Genomic DNA, 21,797 nt, shown 5'->3' with positions numbered 1-21,797 from the left:
GTTATATTGGCCATCTGGTCTGACCAGTTTGATATCTATTACATTATTGACGCGAGGTTAAAAATGGCTAAAACGAACAGCGGTAAAAAGAAAGTGTATGTGCATGAATATACAAAACAGATTAATAAGCAAAAGGTTAAGGTGAAGACTCATTATCGGTCTACACCTGATTGACAATAGCTTAAATATTGAGTGGGTTGGGCATTTATTACCCCAGACCACTCAATCCAATTAACGCTATTTCATGATCAATGCCCTCCTGGTAAACAATGTGTAAGCCAAGTTTTTGCGCTAATGCATGCTCTGCCCTTGCCCCGAGTGATTGCTCCCAACCATCCAACAGATAAATCATGTCAGCACACATCAACATGGTTAATCCAATATGCATGTATTCAGGTTCAGACAAACCCGCAGGCAAAGAGGCTGGGTTAATCACAATGTGCGTTAACGACTTTTGCACTTGCGCAGCCAAGTTAAATGCGTGCCGATTACAATCTGGCAAACCAGACATTGGCCCAGCGATATACACCTTTTTACGGATCATGTGTTCACCAAATAACATGCAAAAAAATGGGCTCCAATACAGGAGCCCAACGGCGGGGATATAACGAGAGAGGAAGCAAAGCCAGTTACGCAGTGGTATCAAGCTTATATAAACTGTACCTGTTTTCAGGGGTAGAAATACGCCATATATGGCGTGTTTTACGCCACATATGGCGTTGGTCGAATTGAATTTGTATGATATGTAAAACCGATAATTTTTAAATTTGATTTTAAAGTTATCGGTTAAGTGATTTGCTGCAAATAGAAATGGTGCACAAGCAATCGGCAAACTTATTGATGGACAAAAAAGTTTACCGACTAGGATTTAGCATGCTGAATCAGATTATGCGAACTATAGTGGGTTGAGATTAGCGCCACATTCAGGTACGCCGTAGGCGTCACGTGGAATGTGGCGTTAAATTTCGGTTGAGAAGGTCTTGATTTGGCATTTTCTTATTCATCAAAATTGCCTCATTTTGTGCATGTAATAACTCCATGCACTTAGCATATTGCGGTTCTCTTAATTTTTCACTATCTACAAAAGTTGTCGCAACACACTTTCCGACAAAATCACAGCTTATATTACTAGTAGATGCGAGAAACCACATACCTAATAACTTCTCATTTTCCTTATATGGAATAGCAATATCAATATCATTGAGTCCAGGAGTTCTCCATTTTTCATGATTATTAATTACTATTTGCTGTTCCCTAGAAAATGCAAATTTTGTTTGGGCATGAATCGCTTTTGCAACTTCTATTCTTGGTGATTTGGTTTTTAGTCTTTGAATTAAACGTTCGATAGAATGTTTCGAAAATCTAATATCGCTATAATAGAGTGATAACTTTCCATCAATCCGAGCAATATATGCACCACCAAACATTTCGTCCCTTTCGTCAAACATGACTAACATCGCAAATAAGTTTTTCTCACCAATATAAAAACCTGACACAGTTCCATCTTTAAAAAGTCTTTTACACTTTTTTTGTAGATTTTTATCACCACCATTTCCAACAATATTTATGCTGTTGATATTTTCAACACATTCCCTTTGAAGTCTCTTCCTCGCTCCTCTTGCAAGTGTTTCATTAATACCCATTGGATTAAGAATAAACTTCTTAGATGCTTGACTCAAACCTAACCTCTAGTTTTTATATTTGATAGAAATTTAACCCCACTAAGAGGCAAATAATCATTGGTTAAAATAAGCGACGAAGGAGCAAAAACCAACTGTTATTTGTCCTGTTTTAGTGCCTTTTATGGATTTTTTATGCACAAAAACTCCGCTACTAAATCCCAGCGATCTTCATAACTTGCCAAATCAGAGATTGTTTTTAAGTTTACCTTACCCCAATCAGCACTTCTTGGTGCATTCTGAATGATGGCAACAGGAAAAACATAATATTTAGGCGGCAGCATTTCTTTTTTACCATCTTTAGAGCCGCGATTTAATAAAACCACTACAACAAAATCACAATCAAAGTTTTTGATTGGAAAACCGTTTGCACCAGTACGCCAACGACTTTTTACTTGCAACATTGCTGATTTATTTGATTCTGGATTTGTTGCGACCAAATCATAACCAGGCATATTGGTGTAAGTTTTGTAGCTTGCGATTTTATTTAATAAAAGCTGACCTAAAGCTAAAAACTCAGCTCCCTCAGCTTCTAAACGAGTATCAAGACGTGCCATAACTCTCCTAAATACCTAACGTTTTAGTATTTGTGCGTTACGCTGTTTGCATGGCATAAATCGCTTGTTGGACTTAGCCGAGTCCAGGTTAATGGGTACATGTTACGCTATAGGAATTTGCTTTTTTTGATGCTGACTATGGGCTGCAGAGCAGTTTTAAACTGGCAATAAAGCTTGATTTGTACGTATTTCATTGAAATTCCCTTGTCATTATGGTGTTCCATCACATCTTTTTAAGTCTAGCTGATTCAATGAGATTTATATACTCGATTGAAGCATCATTTGGCTCCGCGCAGTGGCTTAGTTCAACGCCTTACTAAGCTGCGCGAAATAGTTGGCTAAAAATGCGAGGAATGAGCGCTAGCCAACTGTTTAGTGCCGTTTGAGTCTTGTTAGGTTAAGCCTGACTACCGACAAAATAACCTTGTAAATAACGATCATAGGTTTGATCTAGTGCTAAAATCAGAGCACTAATTTGCCCTGCAGGGAATTCTATATAAGTATAATCATGGCTCACTTCTTCAAAGAAGTATCTTGCGCGAGTAAAACTATTAGAAACACTATCAATAGCTGAATCAAAGCTCTCGAAATTTTTACTAAGCCCATTTTGTTCAGGGGTGTTTGGTTTTTCGGCACGTTGTGCAATAGCTATTACTTTAATAGGGAGCGATATAGCTTTTACATCTTTAGCATAAATCTGGTTTAAGGATGTTTTTAAAAAATCAGGAAATTCGTTATAGAGCTTTGATAACTCATGACCTTTAGAAACTTCCCCACCTCGACCAGCAAGCATAATAGCTTTAAAGTATAACTCCATGGAAAGGCCTGTAAGTACCAGAAAAGTAAGAACATCATGTAATTGATGATTCTCTCCCATTTTCATTTTAGCATCATCAGCTTGATTGGCCAAAGATCTAGCCTGTGCAATTGCTAATTGATGCAATCCCTGATTGAGCTGAATAGTTTTATTTTGCTTCGCCATACTCTGTTCACCTAACGAGCTTGTAGAATAACTCGTTTATTATAAATAACTCCATAAAACAGGAGTACTAAATGCGTTACCTATATCGTTAATCGTCTACCGCGCGATACAAGAGCACAAAATATTAGCAGTTTTGGCTGAATTACTTATTCTACAATCTCAACGCCGTTTTAGGTGGAAGCCTTCGCAGCTAAGTCTGCTTTTTCACACTCTCTATAAAGAGCTTTTAAGTTTTCATTAAACCAAACGACTGCCTCTACACAAATCTTATTTTTCTTTCCATCAATTTCAAAATCGAGAAGATTTTTAGGATGCATTAAATCGTTTCTGACTTTGAAAAACTTTTGAAAACTATCCCATTTATGATCACTTAAGTTTGGTTCAAATACGATATTATGGATACGAGAAAATAATGCAAACAAAAATAGTACACTAGCTATTGGCTTTTGAAATGAATCCTTTTCTTTTACTTTACCTTTTGAGTCTAAAGATACTGATTTTTCTTTCAATAAGAGGATTTCTGACTCTGAAAAGAACTGAGGAACATCTTCAGAAGCAGCGGTACAAACTAACCTCAGTTGATAAATGGTTCCTTCTATATAAGCTGAACTAGTTCTTATATTTGTTCTTAAGGAGAATTGCGATGGGTCTTCAATCGCTTTGTTTTTAGATGTCGCAATATCCTCAAGCATTAGCTTTTGAAATTCCCACATTTTTTCATATGCTAAAGCTGATTTCATACTCACTCCACTTAACGTTTTAGCATTTATGCGTTGCACTGTTTGCATGACACAAACCGCTTGTGGGACTCAGCTGATGCCGAGTCCAGGTTAATGGGTACACATTATGCTATAGGAATTTGCTTTTTTTGATGCTGGCTATGCGCTACTAAACAATGTTTAATTGATTATGAGGCTTGATTTGTATGTGTTCAATTGCAATTCCCTTGTCATTGTGGTGTTCCATCACATCTTTTTTAAGTCTAACGGATTCAATGAGGTTAATACACTCAATTGAGTCAGTATTTGACTCCGCACTGCGACGAAGTTCAACGCCTAATTAACAGGCAAAAAATTGTTTTCTAAAATGTTGAGGAACGAAAACAGCAAACTGTTTTTTGCCCTCGTTTAATATCTGGTTAGGGGATTACATCCCCTTTCTTTTCCTGTCATTTTCATGAATTTTATCGAAATCTGCTACAGTAAAGTCTGATAACTCACCAGTTACATTAGTTTTTATTAAATCTTCACAATTTATATTCATACTACTAAACATCTCTAAAAACCGCTCATCTATATCTGTTCTACTTTTTTTCATATAAAGATGTGTTGACCTATTGATTATAAATGCCAAAAAGTCAGCTAATTGTAATAGGGGCTCTTTATGAGATGATTGAAATTCACCTTTGTATTCATTTGGATAATCATGGAATATTTCTGTTCCAACAGAAGAGTTTGGCTTTCCTAAACCTTCGTCAATGAAGATATTTAAATCCTCTGAAGTATTTGAATAAAAATTTTTAATTTTAATTAATACCCATAAAAGTGAAAGATCGGATGGTTTCTCAAGGTTAAATTGATTTATTTTACCTTTTATTTTTTCAACACCATGATCTTTAAGGGTTTTATTATCTATCATTTGAATGAACACTTTCCAGTTGTACTCGATGTAAATATCAGCAAAAAAATCAAAGATAGCTAAGTTTGCATGTTCGGGTAATTTATCCCATGGGCTTTTTCTATTATAAATTTCTACAAAATGAAATTCTTCTGGTTCTATAGAGAATTCACTCTTAATCCACTCAAGGCAACTCGTAATCTGCTCACGTATGAAAGAAACATCTTCATCTGGGAAAGCAATACCAACATTTGTTCTTCTATTGCCAGTTACATATTCAGAATCTGTTGAAATTGTTGGGCCATATGTATCGTCGATTGCGATGTACATGACATCCCCCTAACATTTTAGTATTTATGCGTTGCGCTGTTTGCATGGTACAAATCGCTTGTTGGACTTGGCCGATGCCTAGTCCATATTAATTGGCATGCTGCATGCTATAGGAATTTGCTTTTTTTGATGCTGGCTCTGAGCTGTAGAGCAGTTTTGAACTGGGAATATGGCTTGATTTGTACGTATTTCATTGAAAATCCTTTGTCATTATGGTGTTCCATCATATCTTTTTAAGTCTAGCGGATTAAATGAGGTTAATACACTCGATTGAGTCAGCTCTTGGCTAAAATGCTTGAAGAACAAAAAAACAACTGTAATTTTCCGTTTAATTGCCTTGCATGGCGACTTTAGCTTCAATAGCTTTAGCAGTGAGCCTTAATTCTTTGTTGAAAAAACGCCATCTAAGTCTATATATTCTAATAATTCTGATTTCGGTTGAAATTTTTTCCATAACAAAAAGGATTTATCTACAATTTTTATTCTTGTTCTATTTGGATCAAATTCAAATACTATTGGCTTGGTCTTGTTATCTAATTGCAGAGTAACAGATTTATTTAATGCCCCAGTTAATCTTTTTAGAGATATTTCGGACCTTTTAGGATGCTTAGTTACAATTGTTCTTCTTAAGGCCTGGATTGGCAACCCTTCAATTAATAGATTGTCATCTATTATGATTAACCCAAATAGAATCCACTTATATAAATCAAGATCTGTTGCTTGAAACCCAGCGCTAAAATCCATCAAGAATTTAGTAAAACGGCCAGTATGCATATCTAAAACTGACTTTATCTCTTTCTCAATATCTATGTCTTTTGCGACTTCAGTTTGCTCTTCTTGAGTTCTTGTAATCCCTTGTTCTTCACAAACCTTCATGCAAAGTTGCTGCACAAGGAAGATACTACCATTGCAATTAGCTTTGACTGAAACTTTGAATTCTTCAAGAAAAGAGATATTTAGTAAAGCTTCACTAACAGAAAACAATTCGTCGATATTTTCGTCTAACCATTCATCCGCATTAATAGAGACAATTCTTCCAGCTAAATCACCATTAAATGTTGTTAAACGATCATCTTCAAGCCAAACACCAACAATAATAAAACATAACCGACTTTCCTCGTGATATGCCTTTAAAGAAATAGAGAAATCGACTTGAGATTCAGTTTTAAGATAATGAAAGTCTTCGAGTACAATATATTTAGTAAATTTTATTTCTTTAAGAGCTGAAATAACGTCATTGGTATTGCTAAGATTTAATTCTAAATGTTGCTTATTAATTTGCTTAGCTAACTCCATAGATATGTCTGTACCTATTTTTTTCCCTCCAAGACCAACTGATAGGCTAACTTTACTTTTACCCTTAATTGTTTTAGATTCAGACACAACAATTTGATAACCAGCTTTTTTCAAAATAGATTCATTGATATCTGAAATATCCCAAGTATTACTGCAAGTAATACATATGTAATCATCCTCTAATAAGTTCTTTTTTCGAAGTGATGTTTTCCCTTGTTTAGAGCTTCCGTGGATAACAACATGAGTTTCCTTTGCTAATGAATCTATAAACAAATCATCTACATGCTTTCTTGATATATAATTTTTAGGAAGATCTCTAGAAGTTCTAAAAACTTCATCTACAAGTACTAAATTATCCAATGTATATCCTATGAAATTGCAATAATTTTATAACGTTTAAACATTTGTAATTTGCGCTTTTTGCATGGCACAAACGACTTGTTGAACTTAGCCGATGCAGCCCTAGTTAATTGGTACATTTTACGCTATGAAAAATTTTTTCTTTGAAACTTGCTCTGAGCTACAGAGCAGCTTTGAGTCAATTGATATAGAGTAGTAAGTAAGTTTTTCATTGAAATTCCCTTGTCATTTTAGTGTTCCATCACTTCTTTTTAGGTCTAGCGGATTCAATGAGGATAATATACATGATTGAGCACTCATTTGGCTCCTAGCAGCAACTTAGCTCAATGCCCATCAAATTAGAACAAAAATAATACGTTAAAATGTTGAGAAACGAAACAGCATACTGTTTTGAGTCCTGCTTATTTGCTAGCCATACTTTGTTCAATACTATCAAGTAAGGAAAGAATATCCTCTACAAAACTCTCTAAGACAACATTTAAAGTCCAAGCTTTTTTAAACTCAACGCCTTTGAATTGGACTGCAATCTTACAATCAGGATCAATTAATCCACTAGGCGGCACTGTTTTTGAAAAGGAATCAGCATGGATTATTTTATCGCAGACCTGTTTTAATGTCGCAGGTTGCTCAACTAATTTTGCATCATAATATAACCATGCTGAATCAGGTAGCTCTAGATTCGGTTGGTCAATTACACTTTGATAAAGGTTAACTCTTATAGCAATTACGAGACTTAAAAGGTTACTTGATACTAAATTATGTAACGCATTTTCGACACTTTTAGACATAATCAATCTAGATGTCGTTGATGAAAGACTACTAGTTGTTAGATCTAACCCATGACAGATCAAACACAAACGCCTAATTTCATTAAAATCTTGCTTATGATAACCAAAGATATCGCGCACTCAACCTCCCAGTATGCCTAACGAGGCTTTAAAATAACTCTAACAGCCAAAAATTCAATTAAAAAAACGACCCACTGAAATCAACCTTAGACGCTCTCAAGGCACTAGGTAATGCATTTGGAACCCATAAACAGACTTTTTTAAACAAGAGAAATTCTCCAGCCACAACACCTCATTCAGAAGCTAAAATAGCGAGGCGCGAACAAAAAACCAGCTATAATTTGGCCGTTTCGAAAACCCTTGCTAGGTTTTCACCCTATCATGCCAGCATTAACTTCAAATTGGTGTAAGTGCTTTATTAGACACTTAACATGATTTTCCGCACCTAAAGCTTTTGCTACCAATACGTGAGAAATGAAACTTCGATAAACATAATTCCACAGATCATCAGCATGCTCCATCATTTTGGGAGTACCCAATAAACCCTGCGTATGAAATTTTGGAGGATTTCCACCATACATTTCCATGATATGAGGAGAAGCACCGTGCACATAGCCTGAGTATGCTTTACTTATGGTTTTAGTTACTTCAAGCCTTTCATGTTGATTTAGGTCTGCGCCAGAAACCCGAGCAATATAAGCCTGAATTTTTGTTCGAGAAATCATTGGCCTTTTTTGTTCGGATGTTAACAGGTTTCCTGTTTCGTCAACTTCTTCTTCCCAGAATGCATCTAAGTACCTCTGATGCAACTCAGTGATCTCATCATTAGTTACCGCATAAACCAAAAAACCTATATCTTCATTGGTTTCATCAATTGTTCTTTGCAGAGCAGCTTGCTCCTGTACAAAACCATTTTGTAATAATAAGTGAGCTGCTCGGACTGTACTTTGAACCCGTGCAAGTTTTTGAATCATAGCTTCATAGATAGTTTTGTTTTCAAACCTAAATGTTTTCCCAAATGATAATTCAACTAATTGTGGTTTTTTGGGCATCGAATTTTGGAAATCGGTAAAAGTACCATCCATAAGTTCGAGCATCTTGTCAATATCTGCTGACTTCACTATAAACCCTAATGTTTTAGTATTTGTGCGTTGCGCTGTTTGCATGGCACAAACCGCTTGTTGGACTTGGCTGAAGCCGAGTCCAGGTTAATTGGTACGCTTTGCGCTATAGGAATTTGCTTTTTTTAATGCAGGCTCTGAGCTAAAAATCAATTTTGAATTGATTATGAGGCTTGATTTGTATGTGTTCAATTCCAATTCCTTTTTCATAGTGGTGTTCCATCACATCTTTTTTAAGTCTAACTGATTCAATGAGGTTAATACACTCGATTGAATCAGCATTTGGCTCCGCGCAGCGTCTAAGTTCAACGCCCGCATAAGGGGCTGATAATAGTTTGCTAAAATGTGAAGCGAAGCGGAACCGAGCAAACTGTTAGCAGTCCCGTGCTTAATGCGCTTGTTATAAAACCTATCACCGAACCCAATACATTACTTTATTTACACCTTCATTTTCAATTACTTGAGGGTGTGATGCAAAAGCTATGATTTTTGATTTAACAGGTTCACAACCAAATGACTTAACGCATGGTTCGATAAACCATTTATTAAAACTTGGATCATGCTCAGTTAATGCGGCTAACACTAAATCATCAAAGAGAGCTTTAGGTATGGGGTTAACTTTTTCCAAAAGCTTTACTACAAACCACTTTTTATCAGGATGAACTAAAGCTGAAGTGAACCACGCTAACGAATGAGGATTGTCTTTTGGAAAATTAGAAGCGATTTTGCCTACAAGTTTGCGGACAAGGTGATGGCTTTCATTCTTATCTATTAGCGATTTTGCTTGGATATATTCTTCGTAAAGTGCTTCGAGGTTCATCCGTTACCTTTGGCTTTATAACGCCCTGCTAATGGGCTGATAATAGTTGGCTATAATGTGCGAGGAACGAAGCGCAGCCAACTGTTAGCAGTCCGTTTTGAGCAGCTTGTTATCTGTATTATGTACACCACTCTCCGAGTACATCTGGTGAAGAGAAACCATGCATCATAATTTTATTTGGAGTATCACCAAACCCCAAAGCAAACTCATTTTCGTTTTCTAATGTTAGCAACCAGCTATTTTCATGTTTTGCGATTGCCCAAACCTTAGAGCTTTGATATTTCTCAATATCACCGTTCTTTACGCATGTAGATACAACAGTTGCTACGATAGGCGTTATAACATTTGCCAATAACTCTTTAGACAACCTTTCAACGAAGTCTTCATAAGTTTCACCTTTAGGAGTAATGACTTGAGAATCCCCTGCTAGTGCGGCTCTAATTTTCGATAATGCTTCAGACTTATTCATACACATAACGCCCGCATTTGCGGCGACTGAAGTGAAGCGTAAGGAGTCCGGCCGCGATAGCGGCGAGCAACATGCGCTTGTTAGTGCTTTGTTGAATAGTATTGATAGATACCTCCGCCTAATAACGAAAAAACGGCTAAAGCTGCTGGAACTTTCATTGCTGCTAGGCCCCAAGTGGAAAAATCTATACCAGGGCCTAGAAAAATCACATACACAGTAAGGAGGATATATGTGGTGATGGCGAAAAACCCGGCAAACCACCATTTTTTTACGTTAGAAATTTTAACGCAGATGTAGCCCGCTATCACGATTAAAAGCAGCTGTACGATATTTGCCAAATAGCTATCAATGGCTGATTTTTCCTCACTCCAATAGTGCAGCGAAATAAGGACATGAGCCAATGCGAGCACGCCAAAGAATAGAGTGGATATAAATACTGCAATTATGTTTTTCATATAGTATTGAGCACTAACGCCCTGTTAATGGGCAAAATAAAGTTGGCTAAAATTAAGCGACGAAGGAGCAAAAGCCAACTGTATTTTGTCCTTTTTAAACAGCTTGTTATGTTGATTTATTAACGTTGCCAGCATCTTCTTCTTGATTCCAAAATTCATCAAGTAAATCGCCAGAGCTTAAAATAGATTCATCAAATTCGTTATCAATAGAAGCGAGGACTGATGCCGTTGAATTTTGGGCTCCTAGACGAATAAATTCTTTAAGAACTTTCTTATCAACCTCAGAGGAGTTTTTCCAATAAGATGCCAATCCTTTCATTCCTGAGTCAGAAAAGTCCTCCAAATTGCAACTTTCAAACATCTTTGCATATTCTTCACTGAGGCTTTCAATACAGTCGTTTCGAATTTTATTTATATATTTTTCCGTACTCATCGATAGTTCTCAGAAGCAACATAACGCTTTAAACAGCGGAAAACACGAACGCTTTGGCGCAGCCAGTGAGTGGTTTTCCGATGATTTAACTTGTTATGTGGAAACACTGCGCGCCCCAACTATGGCAAACCAAAATAAAGCTATACCAGCCAAAACCACTAGTAAAGCAGAATGGTCTGGCGCTATTGACCGCGCATATATCAATGGAGCTGCACCCGTAATAATTGAAACAATGATATATGAACCGCTCCGGCCAGTAGCTGTTGTGCTCAAATACATTCTCCACTTATTTAGAAGATATGTACCCAACGGAATATACATAAGTAAAAATATTTCGATCACTCACTAAGTCTCGGTTTATACATAACGTTTTAGTATTTATGCGTTGCGCTATTTGCAAGGCATAAATCGCTTGTTGGACTTGGCCGATGCCGAGTCCAGGTTAATGGGTACGCTTTATGCTATAGGGATTTGCTTTTTTTGAAGCTAGCACTGGGCTGTAGAGCAATTTTGAACTGGCAATATGGCTTGGTTTGTACGTATTTCATTGAAAATCCCTTGTCATTATGGTGTTCCATCACATCTTTTTTAAGTCTAACTGATTCAATGAGGTTAATACACTCGATTGAGTCAGCATTTGGCTCCGCCCAGCGGCTTAGTTCAACGCCCAAAGCAGTTGCGCGGTACGCGTCGGCTGCCTTTGTTTGTTATGTGCTTAATCAAGAGGATACAGCTCAAAATCGACGAACTGCTCCCACTTTTTAAACCACACATAAAACAGAGACTCATCATTTGATTCCATCAGTTGAAAGCAGATGTTTTTTTCTGTGTTTACCCACGAGTTCAAATAGTACAAACCATCCGGGAATTGACGCCCCTTCGCGTTATACACCTTGTAATTCTCTTCCATTAAACCAGGCTTGAAATTCTCAACAACCATGTACTTCTTCAAAGCATCTCCTTAGTGGCACCTAACGTTTTAGTATTTGTGCGTTGCGCTGTTTGCATGGCACAAATCGCTTGTTGAACTTGGCCGTTGCCGAGTCCAGGTTAATGGGTACAAGTTATGCTATAGGAATTTGCTTTTTTGATGCTGGCTCTGAGCTGCAAAGCAGTTTTGAATTGATTATGAGGCTTGATTTGTATGTGTTTCATTGAAATTCCCTTGTCATTGTGGTGTTCCATCACATTTTTTTAAGTCTAACTGATTCAATAAGGTTAATACACTCGATTGAGTCAGCATTTGGCTCTTAGCAGCTGCTTAGTTCAACGCCGCATTAAGCGGACTAAAATAGTGGGTTATAATGTGGAGCGAAGCGAAACCTAGCCCACTGTTTTAGTTCCGTTTTAAATGCCTTGTTATGTTTTTATTTAAAGTGGAACGGATAATCGTAGACTGTATGCGGTTTCACTGAATCATCCAGATACAGGCGAAGATGAACGCGAGAGCCTAAGCTTAGATGTTTTTCAAATCCAAGTGATTCATAGAAACCAACTAGATTCTCAACAATTATCCCACTATCTTCATCTGGCTCAGCGGTGATCTCTACGCAAGCTTTGGGACATTCGGCTTCAATACGTTTGATAGCATCTTTGATCAACTCTCGAGCGAATCCTTTCCCGCGAAATTCAGGTAATATATCTATACGCTCGATCGTGTAGACATTTTCTGGTTCAGGAACTTTTCTCCACATGCAATTACAATCATCAGTGTGATTTTCGAAGTACGAATAAGAAAAACCGTTACTCTCTCTATACAAAATATTGGATAACTGTTTCATGATACTCCTTATAGATAAACTACGATCAGTTAAGCTTATCAAATTTATTTAATCGTAAATATGTGTCGATTATCGCCAAAAAACATAACAGCTTATTGAACGGCTCGACCGATAAAGCCGCCCGTTTAAGTTATTGATTAATATCATCCTACGTTTTCTATGTCTTTGAAGTAAAGCAATTTAATGGCTCTTACACTCAAATAAAAAACGTAAATTGCACGTTAAAAGTGTCAACATCAAATGTAAAAAAATAAACCAAATAATATCAATATATTAGAGCAGCCCTATTTTTCTCAACATAGTCCTTTAGGCTGCAAAAAGCCACAGTGAAACACCCATAAAAATGGCTACATCAAGTAGCCAATATTTTCTTTATAGCCAATCATCGTGGGTAGCAATGAGTAAGCAAGGCATAAATCTGTATTTTTAATATTTTTAGTAAGTTATCTGCTTTACTGAGTCAAATGCCGAATGCACTATTTTGACTAGTAATTTTTGCTGCTCAAAAGATATGAAAATAGAATCATCGTAATCCCAACATATGCAGCTATCCTTGGTAAAAACTTTTACCGCTAACTCTTGGGGTAAGCCGTCGGCCCTTTTCAACTCATTTTGAATGATCTCTTCGATGATCGAAGTGTTAGAGGTGGATTCAATACAATACAATTCTGTGGCGTTACTCATAGTCATCCTTAACTAGTGAACTAGTATTTACATCAATGTAACCAGTCTATTAAAAGTAGCATCAAATTAAAGTTATAGGCACAAAGATTTAGGCGATCAAAAGTTGTGGTTTAAGACGATCAAAAGTTGAGTGGAATTGTGCACCATCAAATGTAGGGGAAAACACAATTAATTCATTCACTTAATAGGTTTATTTTTTAGGTGAAATTGAATAGCAGAGATCAAGCCTATAAAACAACAACACAACCCCCTAAATTTTTCATATGTAGTGAAGCACTGCGCTTGTCCTCCCCCGCAGTGAAGCGAGCCAGAAGGACCCATTAGTTCAGACTAGATAAAACACTTGTAATTCACAGTGTTAAATGTAATCTGATATACGGCAAAGAGCTACTAGCGAAAATCTAGATTGCCGACATCTGACGCTCCCACTCAATTTGGGCTTTGAGACAAAAATGGAACTGCTGTGTACGAGAAAAAATTAGAGACACTATTGCCGTGCTGCTTTGAAATGTATGATTTTATGGCGGATCACGTTGAGCAACTACAACATCTTGGAGCGATACCAGAGCTTAAATGGCAAATTGCTTTTCAATCAGGCATTTTGTCATTTGAACACGGGCTATCTTCTCTTAAGTTAATCTCTGATGGTTTTACAGCATCGGGCTTTGCATTGATGCGGCCCCAGTACGAAAGCCTAATACGCGGATTTTGGCTTATGTACGCTGATACTGAGGTTTGGATTAATAAACTATCAACAGCAGGAAACATCGGGCCAAATGAGATAAAGAAGCTGGAAACACCCTTGATTGGAGAAATGCTTAAAGCACTTGGAAGTTCGGATGCTCCCCAGCATATTCTTAGTCAGTTGAATGACTTTAGGAGCATTAACAATTCAGCGTTTAACAGTTTTACTCATAGCGGTCTTGCTTCGCTAGTTGGCAATGGTGTGGGTTATGAACCTAAAGTAATTTATGATTCACTTCGAAACTGCAATGCTGTCGCTGCTATAAATATGCAAATGCTATCTATTTTGACTGGACACGAGGAGGCAATGGAGCCAGTCAGGAAAATGCATCATCATTTCGAAGATTGCTTGCCAATTATTCATGGCTAATTACTGTAAATACCGTATTCTTGCCAATAACGACTCTAATCATTACCCCTGCAACAACTCCAAAAAACTAATTGAATAACTCCTTACTTACCCAACTATTTCAATCTCTGCCCTTCTTAACCAATACACATAAGACTTCTTGCTATCGAACCCCATCAAGGCCCACTGTCCTTTGCAGATGTAGTGCGCTCTAATAGCCCGTATACATTGTGGGGCTAACCGTTCAATCATCTGGTCGAACTGCCTAACCTCACGTGGGGGCGTTATCTCAACCACTGCCGAACTACCGTAAACAATCACCTCGCCTAACTTGTCGCACTGACTTCGACTTGCGAACCCTTGGCCATATTCTTGATGGGCCCAATAGTTACCCCAGCGAGTTAACCCATAACGTAATGCCTTCATGTTCAACGTCACTTGTTGGTGTTGCAGGTTAACCTTCACCATTAATCACCGCCCTTATTTCATCAATCCCTAAGTTAAACACTTGGGTGCATATTGCCGAAACATCATCAAATGGCACTCTCACATCACCCCGTTCCCAACGCTGATAAGTCCGTTCACTTACCCCATAAATCTCGGCCACTTCGGTCTGGGTTAGCCCGCGAATATTCCTGCCTTTTTTCAAAAAATCAAACCCGCGTAATGCCATTTCGCCCCCAAAAACCTCTAATTGCATATTCTTCTAATAATGATGCAGCGATCATCACAGCCACCCACTCGCAGTAAGGGTTTGACCGTTCTCACTTTTCACTGACGATCTAGGCAATATCTCGGGCGCAACAGAAGAAAACCCACGATAAATTAAATATTGATGATATTGCTCTAACGCTAAACTCATACCCTTATCCAGGGTCGATTTAACGTACTTACGCAGCAACACAGGCAAGGCATGATTCAACAAACGTTCACCAATCATGGTATCGACACCTAAGTCAGCAACAATGGTCCTGAATAATCGACGTAAATCATGACTAGTGAAATGTTTAAAGCGGATTTGAGTGTGCCAATCATGAGCACAACGAATTGAAATAGCCCCACTGGTGCCAGGGAACAAATACGCGCGTTTGCCAACATGCTTAAGCTGCCAACATTTATAATGCTGAATGAGTGCCTTAGCAGAATCAGTCATAGGTATACGATGCTCTTCTTTGTTCTTGGCATTACTGGCAGGAATAACCCAATAATCACCCGCAAAGTGTTCCCATCGAACTAATCGAGTTTCGTTAATGCGAGTGCCAAACATCATCATCAAAACAAACAACATCTTCACAGGCATCACCACATCACCTAAGCGAGTAAATAACTCGGCCAAATCCGACTCAAACAAGCGCGTGTCCATGGCTTCATTCACTTTGATGGAATACGTCACCCGGTAACCGGCTAATGGATTAACGTTAATCAAACGAAGCTTTGAAGCCGCAGCAAACACCGCCTTAAGCTTATTCACAACTTCACGAATGTACTTAGGCGCAAACCCATCAACCAACATCGGTTTAACCAAAATGCCGTCAACCGCAATAAAACTCACATCGTGCAAACGAACATCGGCCAAACGAGGCAACAGGTGACACTTGATCATCGACTTAATATTGCTTCGCCAACTTTTACTGTAGGTAGTGTTATTGGCAATATGTTCCTGGTACCACTCAAGCAAACTGCCAACCGAATCAAACTGGCCCGTTACCATGCTGCCCACATTACGCTTAGCCAACATCACCGGTAAATCAGCGCACAAGGTCTTAATGCACATGTTTGGCCAAGTGCCAACCTTTTGCCAAACAGTCTTACCGTTTTCATTCAATACCAAATGAACACTCGCTCGCGTTCGACCAGCTGCTGCACGTAAACGAATTTCAGGAAACTGCGGATCACGATAATCACGCATAACACCAGCGCGTAACCAACGACGTAATGCCGCATCGTTTAGCTTGCCAATCTCAACACCAGATACCGCCTTTGCCACAATCATGCTACCAACCTGTATTCCCAAGCTGCACACTTATCACGGCGTCTTTTTTGCTTAACCGAACTCGGCAACTCGCGCCAACGGGCACTTAATGCGGTTTCGCTATCATGAACACCAAAGCGTTCAAAACATTGTTGCTGAATTTCGTACAGGGTTAAAAAACGATTACCATTCAAAACACGACACAAGCGCTCTTTTTGGGTTAACGGTTTATTAAAAACAGAGTTATTCATCGTTAGCACTCCTTAAACCAAGTTGACGTCTAAAATTTGCAACAAAGGCTTTACCCTCTGCAGGTTCAATACGACGGGTAGCTCTAGTCGGCAATGCTTTGGGTAACTCAACGTCAATTAGCTCACCTTTTGCATATTTACGACATATAATCTCGTATTGACGGGTAAACATGGTTAAAACATCTTTTTCAAGACCAGTAGCAAACAACCAAGTGCCACATTCACGCGTAGCTAAGCCAACAACGTCATGGCTCCAATCATGCCCTTCAAAATTGTGATAATACTTTTTAGCTTCACGATAAGCAGAGTCCAAATCAGGCAATCCATAATCACAAGCAGTTGGCTTGCACCACATAGCAAACTGACGAGGTGTAGGCCAAAACTGGCGATCACCCTGCTCACGTCTTGCTCTATTCAATCCCATTTGCACTTGCTCAGTTTGTCTAACCTCTTGTAGTGCCAGCGTCTTAAGCCATTCGCTCTTATGCACGGCTTCATCTTCAGGCTTAGGTGCTCCAACTGGAAACAACACCCGAAGCTTTGCAAATACACTATCAACAATGGCCATATCCATAGCCGACGGTTGTTTAGTCCCACGTTCACCGCTTGGTATACCCACTTGAGTTGAATTAATTACTGTTTGAATAGACTTCATATCAATGGATCCTCTGGGTCAAAAACTGAGTTACCCCAATCGGCCTTAACCACCTGCTTAGCTATCAAGCCAGCGTTAACTAACCAATCGAACTCAAACCCAATCCAGCACCGTGATGCACACAGCGCAAAAACGTCATCAACAGAACAACCAGCAGCAACCGCTTTAATCAAATGCGGTGCCAGGCGATTAACCGCTGTTTGGGTTAATTTGGCTTTTTTCTGCTTCCGAATGGCTAACCAATCTTTAAAAACTTGCTCGCTTGGTAAGTCAGGCCATAGAGAAAAATCTAAAGCTGATTTTGATGATGTGGTGACTAAATCTTTTAAAGATTCATTGACTGGTTCTAAAGTGACTGGTTCTGGGTGCAGGAGATTCACTAGGGGTAGTGCAGCAGATTCACTAGCTGGTGCAGGAGATTCACCACCTAAACTACTTTTTTCATCAAATTTCAGATGAAAAACATTAGACGAATTACCCTTAACACCCTTGCGATATTCACGACGTAAAAAGCCCGACTTTTCGAGTTTTTTAACATGGTCCATAACGCTACGACGGCTCATTTCACACTGCTCAGCAATGTAATTATAACTAGGCCAACACTCGCCCTGGTCGTTCGCGTTATCCGCCAATTTCAATAACACCAACTTGCGCAGCGGATTACCCACCTTCGCCTTCATGGCCTTAACCATTAATTCCATACTCATGCGGGGCACTCCCACGCACTCAATCTAGCAAACGCTAAATTGACGAAACACAAATGCTTGAGTAACATAATATTGCCTCTCTTTAGGTATTAACCCCGTTCTGTCGCCAAACTTAAGCGGGGTTTCTTATTTCCAAAACACACATACAAAAGAGTTGATCATTCATTTCTGCTTTCAACATAAATATCCCACGCCAAGTTAGTTCGTAACTGGTAATAAATATCTCGCCGCTTGATGTGCTTTGCCTGATTAACTGGGTCTATTTTAGTTACTTCAATCGAACGCTCTGCGCGCTTTTCTTGCATCAGCAAATAACCCATAAACCAATCCACGCTGACTTGTGGTAACAACAACGTATTTGAATCACCTAACAGCACTTTACTCACAATCTTGGCTGCAATAGCCTCCAAACGGTCAGCCTTAACCTCAAGCAATTCGGGTTCACGCTTTAACACATCAATCATTCGGCCAACCTGTGAACGGCTAAAATTATCTAAGGTACTAAACCCATACAAAGTCGATCTATTACGTCTAAAATCGATTTCACACATAGGTGAAGCATTTTTACTCAAGGCAGCTGCCTTCATCATCAACACACCAGCCTGAGCAACCAACAATGCAACCTTTGGATCGGCCGCTTCTTCCTGCTTCCGCAAAAAATCTGTAAACTCGGGTGAAGTATCTTTATTCAATTCGGAACCTGTTTGATTGCACGAAGTGAGTTTATCGAGATAGTACAAACAATGTGGTGGTTGAAAACCTTGGACAATAGCCGCCGCATAGATACCCGCAACTTCTTGTGAGACTGGTGCATAACTTTCGTGAACCTGATCTCCCAACCATCGGGTGAAATGATATTTTTCGCCCGTTTTTTCAATAACCCACTTCTCTTTCTTTTCAATCAAACTGTTATCACTTAACTGAGTCATAACCTGCCCCTTTAAACATAAAACAAAACCCAATAGTTAATATCACTGCCAACACAAGCCAAACTAAAATAAATGACCACATATCAACCTCGTTTACGCATCTGCACACTGCGCTGTAGGCGTTCATAATCATCACGACAATCGGCATCGCAAAAGCGTTCAGCCGTCGGTGACTCGCAATAAAAACAACGTCCAGTTAATGGCGGTAAAAACGGTTTCGCCTTGATCAACTCACTGGCTAAATGCAGTTCAGCTAATTGATTAGCTTCATCAACGTTATCTGCCATGCTAACCAGCCGACTTAAGTGATTTATTGGTTAAATAAGGGAACTTACGCTCAAGTACATCCAAAGACATTGACGTCACCCCGCGTGATTCACGTAGTTCACGGTAAGCAGTTTCAACTTGATGACGACTTGGGTTAATCCCTAAACGAATAACAGCAACTTGTGCATCGCAGTTTTCTTTGGTTAACGTTGCCGCCATGTCATCTGCACTTAACGACATAGCATCACTCACATGGTCAACAACAACGGTCACACCGACCATGCCGTAAACATCGTTTAAATACCCAATGCGCAACTCAACTGGCATAGCGGCCAATATTGCCTGCTCAACATAAAACAAGCGCTCAGGTACCGCATTTTGGTCAGCGTACTGCCCAAGCCAACGGAAAATCTTTTGCGCATTCACTCGGGCATCGTTGTAAATATCATCAGAGTAGGTAAACGCAATCCCCTCTTTAGCCAATACCGTCGCTAGCTTTAAGTCATCAACGGCTTGCACTACTGCAGTGGCCAACGCCGAACGGCTGACTTTAGGTAATTCAAGCCATGTATTAATGGCCTTCATCAATAAATCTAAACGTGATCTTTGTTTCATGCTTTTTCTCCATGCTTACTATTAAAATCAACTTACTTGCTCAAGCTGTGGAATATCTGCTTTTAAAACACCTTCGGTTAATCGCTCTATCTGATAAGCGCGAAGTTCTGGAACATCATCTGGCCACTGTGAAATGGCGCCTTTCGTAAGCCCTAAGTTTTTTGCCAACTGACTCTTAGAACCAAAATACAAAATTGCGTCTTTTGTTTTCATAACAACTCCAAATATTCATCAAACACAAGGTTAAGAAAACTATACCAATAAGTCAATAAAAAGGAACAGATTCTTAACTGATAATTAGTTAAGATGTCTAAACTATGATGAATGAACGAATTAAAGAACGCAGAAAGCTCGTAGGGTTAACGCAGCCAGAGCTTGCTAAGATGATAGGCGTAACAAAAGCAACCATTTCACAATGGGAGTCTGCGGCTACCTCGCCTAAAGGTGAAAACCTTTACAATTTAGCAAAGCACCTGCAATGCGCTACAGATTGGCTTCTTTTTGGTAAAGAATCAAAACCGACAAGCAATGCTGAATGGGCAGGTCCTATGGAAACATGGGATAGCAGCACCCCGCTAAATGATGATGAAGTAGAGATACCGTTTTATATGGAAGTAGAACTTGCTGCAGGACATGGCATCGCTGAAGCACCTCATTACAATGGCCCTAAATTACGCTTTGCAAAATCAACATTGCGAAAATCAAGTGTTGATCCAACCAATGCTGCATGTGTGCGTGTTAGTGGCAATAGCATGGAACCAGTATTACCCAACGGTTCAACCGTTGGTGTAGACACATCGCAAACAGACGTGATCGACGGTAAAATGTACGCCATAAACCACGATGGCATGTTACGAATTAAAACCTTATACAAACTCCCTGGTGGTGGCTTGCGGCTTCGCAGCTTTAACCTAGACGAATGGCCAGACGAACGCTACGAAGGTGATGACCTAAAACAAATCACCGTGATTGGTAAAGTATTTTGGTATTCAGTATTGCTTTAATATAAACCAACATTATTTTGTCAAAAAGAAAGGGCATGCCTTAAAACGTTTCTGCCCCATTCTGTGTTAAAATCACTTAAGTATTAAGTTATTTAAAATTAAATAATTCTTTATATATATATTGAATATTATTAACACTTTTTGTATAACTTTTTTTAATATTAAAATTATATATACTCACCCCAGATTTCTTCCCTCTTTTAGCAAAGGTCATTATAAACTGATCCTTTGAACGAAGTTCGATATTCCCATGCGCGTTCATTATATGTATATATGAATCATCATTTATTTTGTTTTTATACCTTAGATGTAATCCCCAGTCTTCCATGTCATCTGATGAATAGTTATATCTTTTTGAGACAATTACTCCGTATACATGGTAATTCGTTACCTTACAACTTTTGCATGTATTTTTTATATAAATGGAAAAGTTAGAGTTATTAATAGAATTGTACTCTGAACATAGTGGGCATTGTGTCTGCAATTCTTCAGCTGGATAACATTCCATAATGATGTTCTCAAAATATTCCATCAGTTTAAGTTTTGATGTTGCAGTTGAAAGAGCTACTTCAGTAAGCTGCTTAAGTGCATTCGAAAGTTCATCAGATTTTTTTGTCACTTTACTATCCTGCAATTACAAGTTGATTAACGATTACAATACAGCATCCGTAAATACAAATGAAGGGTTAACTCTGTAGGACAAACATATTAGTGATCGCGCTATTTAGCTCTACTTTTGTCTTCCTTTGAGGTGTGTTACAGCGTACATATTTAACACATATATCCTAATTTATACTTCATTGGCTAGAGTTACCCTTCTAGCATGTTTCTGTCCACAAACGAGTTTGGTAGGGCACTACATTGCCACCATGGTAAATAATAGTAACTATCTCACCAGCTCTAATTGAAGATCTTAACGTTTCAATCACACT

At 38.6% G+C, this 21,797-nt stretch carries 28 protein-coding genes; 2 read left to right on the top strand and 26 right to left on the bottom strand.

Going from position 1 to position 21,797, the window contains the following annotated elements:
- Positions 1–208: 208 nt before the first annotated feature.
- The 15 genes from FCN25_RS13955 to FCN25_RS13880 form a co-directional block, all read right to left on the bottom strand.
- The gene (locus tag FCN25_RS13955) at positions 209–544 is read right to left on the bottom strand and encodes a DUF4406 domain-containing protein (RefSeq protein ID WP_137225767.1); all 336 of its coding nucleotides are present in this window, start codon (positions 542–544) and stop codon (positions 209–211) included.
- A 397-nt stretch (positions 545–941) separates the two neighbouring features.
- The gene (locus tag FCN25_RS13950; protein WP_217495312.1) at positions 942–1,679 is read right to left on the bottom strand and encodes a hypothetical protein; all 738 of its coding nucleotides are present in this window, start codon (positions 1,677–1,679) and stop codon (positions 942–944) included.
- Positions 1,680–1,801: 122 nt separating this feature from the next.
- Entirely contained in the window at positions 1,802–2,236 is a 435-nt protein-coding gene (locus FCN25_RS13945; protein WP_137225765.1) for a hypothetical protein, read from the bottom strand.
- 397 nt (positions 2,237–2,633) lie between these two features.
- On the bottom strand, positions 2,634–3,218 hold the full coding sequence (locus tag FCN25_RS13940; RefSeq protein ID WP_137225763.1) for a hypothetical protein: 585 nt from the start codon (positions 3,216–3,218) through the stop codon (positions 2,634–2,636).
- 170 nt (positions 3,219–3,388) lie between these two features.
- Positions 3,389–3,958 (bottom strand): hypothetical protein, encoded by a 570-nt coding sequence (locus FCN25_RS13935; protein ID WP_137225761.1) that lies wholly within the window; start codon positions 3,956–3,958, stop codon positions 3,389–3,391.
- 406 nt (positions 3,959–4,364) lie between these two features.
- Positions 4,365–5,165 carry a DUF3800 domain-containing protein gene (locus FCN25_RS13930; RefSeq protein WP_137225759.1) on the bottom strand — a complete coding sequence of 267 codons (801 nt, stop codon included), beginning with the start codon at positions 5,163–5,165 and terminating at the stop codon, positions 4,365–4,367.
- A gap of 378 nt (positions 5,166–5,543) precedes the next feature.
- Positions 5,544–6,821: a hypothetical protein gene (locus FCN25_RS13925; protein WP_137225757.1), complete on the bottom strand. Its 1,278-nt coding sequence runs from the start codon at positions 6,819–6,821 to the stop codon at positions 5,544–5,546.
- Between the two features lie 401 nt (positions 6,822–7,222).
- Positions 7,223–7,729 carry a hypothetical protein gene (locus FCN25_RS13920; protein ID WP_137225755.1) on the bottom strand — a complete coding sequence of 169 codons (507 nt, stop codon included), beginning with the start codon at positions 7,727–7,729 and terminating at the stop codon, positions 7,223–7,225.
- A gap of 251 nt (positions 7,730–7,980) precedes the next feature.
- A complete protein-coding gene (locus FCN25_RS13915; RefSeq protein ID WP_137225753.1) occupies positions 7,981–8,775 on the bottom strand; it encodes a hypothetical protein in 795 nt (264 codons plus the stop codon).
- Between the two features lie 367 nt (positions 8,776–9,142).
- Positions 9,143–9,550: a hypothetical protein gene (locus tag FCN25_RS13905; protein ID WP_123778857.1), complete on the bottom strand. Its 408-nt coding sequence runs from the start codon at positions 9,548–9,550 to the stop codon at positions 9,143–9,145.
- A 118-nt stretch (positions 9,551–9,668) separates the two neighbouring features.
- Positions 9,669–10,019: a hypothetical protein gene (locus FCN25_RS13900; protein ID WP_208062846.1), complete on the bottom strand. Its 351-nt coding sequence runs from the start codon at positions 10,017–10,019 to the stop codon at positions 9,669–9,671.
- Between the two features lie 80 nt (positions 10,020–10,099).
- Complete coding sequence (locus FCN25_RS13895; RefSeq protein WP_137225751.1) at positions 10,100–10,474, bottom strand: hypothetical protein; 375 nt, start codon at positions 10,472–10,474, stop codon at positions 10,100–10,102.
- Between the two features lie 106 nt (positions 10,475–10,580).
- Entirely contained in the window at positions 10,581–10,907 is a 327-nt protein-coding gene (locus FCN25_RS13890) for a hypothetical protein (RefSeq protein ID WP_137225749.1), read from the bottom strand.
- A gap of 715 nt (positions 10,908–11,622) precedes the next feature.
- Positions 11,623–11,859 (bottom strand): DUF3303 domain-containing protein, encoded by a 237-nt coding sequence (locus tag FCN25_RS13885; RefSeq protein ID WP_137225747.1) that lies wholly within the window; start codon positions 11,857–11,859, stop codon positions 11,623–11,625.
- Positions 11,860–12,274: 415 nt separating this feature from the next.
- The gene (locus FCN25_RS13880; protein WP_137225745.1) at positions 12,275–12,688 is read right to left on the bottom strand and encodes a GNAT family N-acetyltransferase; all 414 of its coding nucleotides are present in this window, start codon (positions 12,686–12,688) and stop codon (positions 12,275–12,277) included.
- A gap of 1,147 nt (positions 12,689–13,835) precedes the next feature.
- On the opposite strand from FCN25_RS13880, the gene FCN25_RS13875 reads away from it, so the two are divergent.
- On the top strand, positions 13,836–14,486 hold the full coding sequence (locus FCN25_RS13875; RefSeq protein WP_137225743.1) for a hypothetical protein: 651 nt from the start codon (positions 13,836–13,838) through the stop codon (positions 14,484–14,486).
- Positions 14,487–14,573: 87 nt separating this feature from the next.
- On the opposite strand, the gene FCN25_RS13870 is transcribed toward FCN25_RS13875, so the two are convergent.
- From FCN25_RS13870 to FCN25_RS13820, 10 genes are all read right to left on the bottom strand, one after another.
- Complete coding sequence (locus FCN25_RS13870) at positions 14,574–14,933, bottom strand: hypothetical protein (RefSeq protein ID WP_137225741.1); 360 nt, start codon at positions 14,931–14,933, stop codon at positions 14,574–14,576.
- Positions 14,920–15,165, bottom strand: coding sequence for a helix-turn-helix transcriptional regulator (locus tag FCN25_RS13865; RefSeq protein ID WP_254693646.1), 246 nt, complete (start codon positions 15,163–15,165; stop codon positions 14,920–14,922). Before FCN25_RS13865 ends, FCN25_RS13870 begins: the two co-directional genes overlap by 14 nt.
- A gap of 27 nt (positions 15,166–15,192) precedes the next feature.
- Entirely contained in the window at positions 15,193–16,458 is a 1,266-nt protein-coding gene (locus tag FCN25_RS13860) for a tyrosine-type recombinase/integrase (RefSeq protein WP_137225739.1), read from the bottom strand.
- Complete coding sequence (locus FCN25_RS13855) at positions 16,455–16,688, bottom strand: hypothetical protein (protein WP_137225737.1); 234 nt, start codon at positions 16,686–16,688, stop codon at positions 16,455–16,457. The genes FCN25_RS13860 and FCN25_RS13855 overlap by 4 nt, the downstream gene beginning before the upstream one ends.
- Positions 16,681–17,343, bottom strand: coding sequence for a replication protein P (locus tag FCN25_RS13850; protein WP_137225735.1), 663 nt, complete (start codon positions 17,341–17,343; stop codon positions 16,681–16,683). The genes FCN25_RS13855 and FCN25_RS13850 overlap by 8 nt, the downstream gene beginning before the upstream one ends.
- On the bottom strand, positions 17,340–18,050 hold the full coding sequence (locus FCN25_RS13845) for a helix-turn-helix domain-containing protein (protein ID WP_137225733.1): 711 nt from the start codon (positions 18,048–18,050) through the stop codon (positions 17,340–17,342). The genes FCN25_RS13850 and FCN25_RS13845 overlap by 4 nt, the downstream gene beginning before the upstream one ends.
- Before the next feature lie 158 nt (positions 18,051–18,208).
- A complete protein-coding gene (locus FCN25_RS21180; RefSeq protein ID WP_254693645.1) occupies positions 18,209–18,979 on the bottom strand; it encodes a hypothetical protein in 771 nt (256 codons plus the stop codon).
- A gap of 83 nt (positions 18,980–19,062) precedes the next feature.
- Positions 19,063–19,266, bottom strand: a complete 204-nt coding sequence (locus FCN25_RS13830; protein WP_137225731.1) for a hypothetical protein — start codon at positions 19,264–19,266, stop codon at positions 19,063–19,065.
- Position 19,267: 1 nt separating this feature from the next.
- Positions 19,268–19,861, bottom strand: a complete 594-nt coding sequence (locus FCN25_RS13825; protein ID WP_011637117.1) for a toxin YdaT family protein — start codon at positions 19,859–19,861, stop codon at positions 19,268–19,270.
- 27 nt (positions 19,862–19,888) lie between these two features.
- Positions 19,889–20,074 (bottom strand): Cro/CI family transcriptional regulator, encoded by a 186-nt coding sequence (locus tag FCN25_RS13820; RefSeq protein ID WP_137225729.1) that lies wholly within the window; start codon positions 20,072–20,074, stop codon positions 19,889–19,891.
- Positions 20,075–20,178: 104 nt separating this feature from the next.
- Here FCN25_RS13820 and FCN25_RS13815 point away from each other — a divergent pair, with 104 nt between their 5' ends.
- The gene (locus FCN25_RS13815) at positions 20,179–20,865 is read left to right on the top strand and encodes a S24 family peptidase (RefSeq protein ID WP_137225727.1); all 687 of its coding nucleotides are present in this window, start codon (positions 20,179–20,181) and stop codon (positions 20,863–20,865) included.
- A gap of 88 nt (positions 20,866–20,953) precedes the next feature.
- Here FCN25_RS13815 and FCN25_RS13810 read toward each other — a convergent pair whose 3' ends face one another.
- Entirely contained in the window at positions 20,954–21,484 is a 531-nt protein-coding gene (locus FCN25_RS13810; protein ID WP_137225725.1) for a hypothetical protein, read from the bottom strand.
- Between the last annotated feature and the right edge of the window lie 313 nt (positions 21,485–21,797).

This window comes from Shewanella sp. MEBiC00475 (assembly GCF_005234075.1).
GTDB lineage: Bacteria > Pseudomonadota > Gammaproteobacteria > Enterobacterales > Shewanellaceae > Shewanella > Shewanella polaris.
Note: the sequence above shows the minus strand (reverse complement) of the source record. Positions and strands in the feature narration are given on the sequence as shown.

What these genes read in the sequence shown, in the direction of transcription:
- FCN25_RS13820 (WP_137225729.1), bottom strand. Translation starts at nt 20,074, where the DNA reads ATGAAAACAAAAGACGCAATTTTGTATTTTGGTTCTAAGAGTCAGTTG.
- FCN25_RS13850 (WP_137225735.1), bottom strand. Translation starts at nt 17,343, where the DNA reads ATGAAGTCTATTCAAACAGTAATTAATTCAACTCAAGTGGGTATACCA.
- FCN25_RS13895 (WP_137225751.1), bottom strand. Translation starts at nt 10,474, where the DNA reads ATGAAAAACATAATTGCAGTATTTATATCCACTCTATTCTTTGGCGTG.
- FCN25_RS13830 (WP_137225731.1), bottom strand. Translation starts at nt 19,266, where the DNA reads ATGGCAGATAACGTTGATGAAGCTAATCAATTAGCTGAACTGCATTTA.
- FCN25_RS13915 (WP_137225753.1), bottom strand. Translation starts at nt 8,775, where the DNA reads ATGCAAACAGCGCAACGCACAAATACTAAAACATTAGGGTTTATAGTG.
- FCN25_RS13930 (WP_137225759.1), bottom strand. Translation starts at nt 5,165, where the DNA reads ATGTACATCGCAATCGACGATACATATGGCCCAACAATTTCAACAGAT.
- FCN25_RS13905 (WP_123778857.1), bottom strand. Translation starts at nt 9,550, where the DNA reads ATGAACCTCGAAGCACTTTACGAAGAATATATCCAAGCAAAATCGCTA.
- FCN25_RS13845 (WP_137225733.1), bottom strand. Translation starts at nt 18,050, where the DNA reads ATGAGTATGGAATTAATGGTTAAGGCCATGAAGGCGAAGGTGGGTAAT.
- FCN25_RS13880 (WP_137225745.1), bottom strand. Translation starts at nt 12,688, where the DNA reads ATGAAACAGTTATCCAATATTTTGTATAGAGAGAGTAACGGTTTTTCT.
- FCN25_RS13865 (WP_254693646.1), bottom strand. Translation starts at nt 15,165, where the DNA reads ATGCAATTAGAGGTTTTTGGGGGCGAAATGGCATTACGCGGGTTTGAT.
- FCN25_RS13945 (WP_137225765.1), bottom strand. Translation starts at nt 2,236, where the DNA reads ATGGCACGTCTTGATACTCGTTTAGAAGCTGAGGGAGCTGAGTTTTTA.
- FCN25_RS13940 (WP_137225763.1), bottom strand. Translation starts at nt 3,218, where the DNA reads ATGGCGAAGCAAAATAAAACTATTCAGCTCAATCAGGGATTGCATCAA.
- FCN25_RS13890 (WP_137225749.1), bottom strand. Translation starts at nt 10,907, where the DNA reads ATGAGTACGGAAAAATATATAAATAAAATTCGAAACGACTGTATTGAA.
- FCN25_RS13935 (WP_137225761.1), bottom strand. Translation starts at nt 3,958, where the DNA reads ATGAAATCAGCTTTAGCATATGAAAAAATGTGGGAATTTCAAAAGCTA.
- FCN25_RS13860 (WP_137225739.1), bottom strand. Translation starts at nt 16,458, where the DNA reads ATGATTGTGGCAAAGGCGGTATCTGGTGTTGAGATTGGCAAGCTAAAC.
- FCN25_RS13815 (WP_137225727.1), top strand. Translation starts at nt 20,179, where the DNA reads ATGATGAATGAACGAATTAAAGAACGCAGAAAGCTCGTAGGGTTAACG.
- FCN25_RS13900 (WP_208062846.1), bottom strand. Translation starts at nt 10,019, where the DNA reads ATGAATAAGTCTGAAGCATTATCGAAAATTAGAGCCGCACTAGCAGGG.
- FCN25_RS13855 (WP_137225737.1), bottom strand. Translation starts at nt 16,688, where the DNA reads ATGAATAACTCTGTTTTTAATAAACCGTTAACCCAAAAAGAGCGCTTG.
- FCN25_RS21180 (WP_254693645.1), bottom strand. Translation starts at nt 18,979, where the DNA reads ATGACTCAGTTAAGTGATAACAGTTTGATTGAAAAGAAAGAGAAGTGG.
- FCN25_RS13825 (WP_011637117.1), bottom strand. Translation starts at nt 19,861, where the DNA reads ATGAAACAAAGATCACGTTTAGATTTATTGATGAAGGCCATTAATACA.
- FCN25_RS13870 (WP_137225741.1), bottom strand. Translation starts at nt 14,933, where the DNA reads ATGGTGAAGGTTAACCTGCAACACCAACAAGTGACGTTGAACATGAAG.
- FCN25_RS13955 (WP_137225767.1), bottom strand. Translation starts at nt 544, where the DNA reads ATGATCCGTAAAAAGGTGTATATCGCTGGGCCAATGTCTGGTTTGCCA.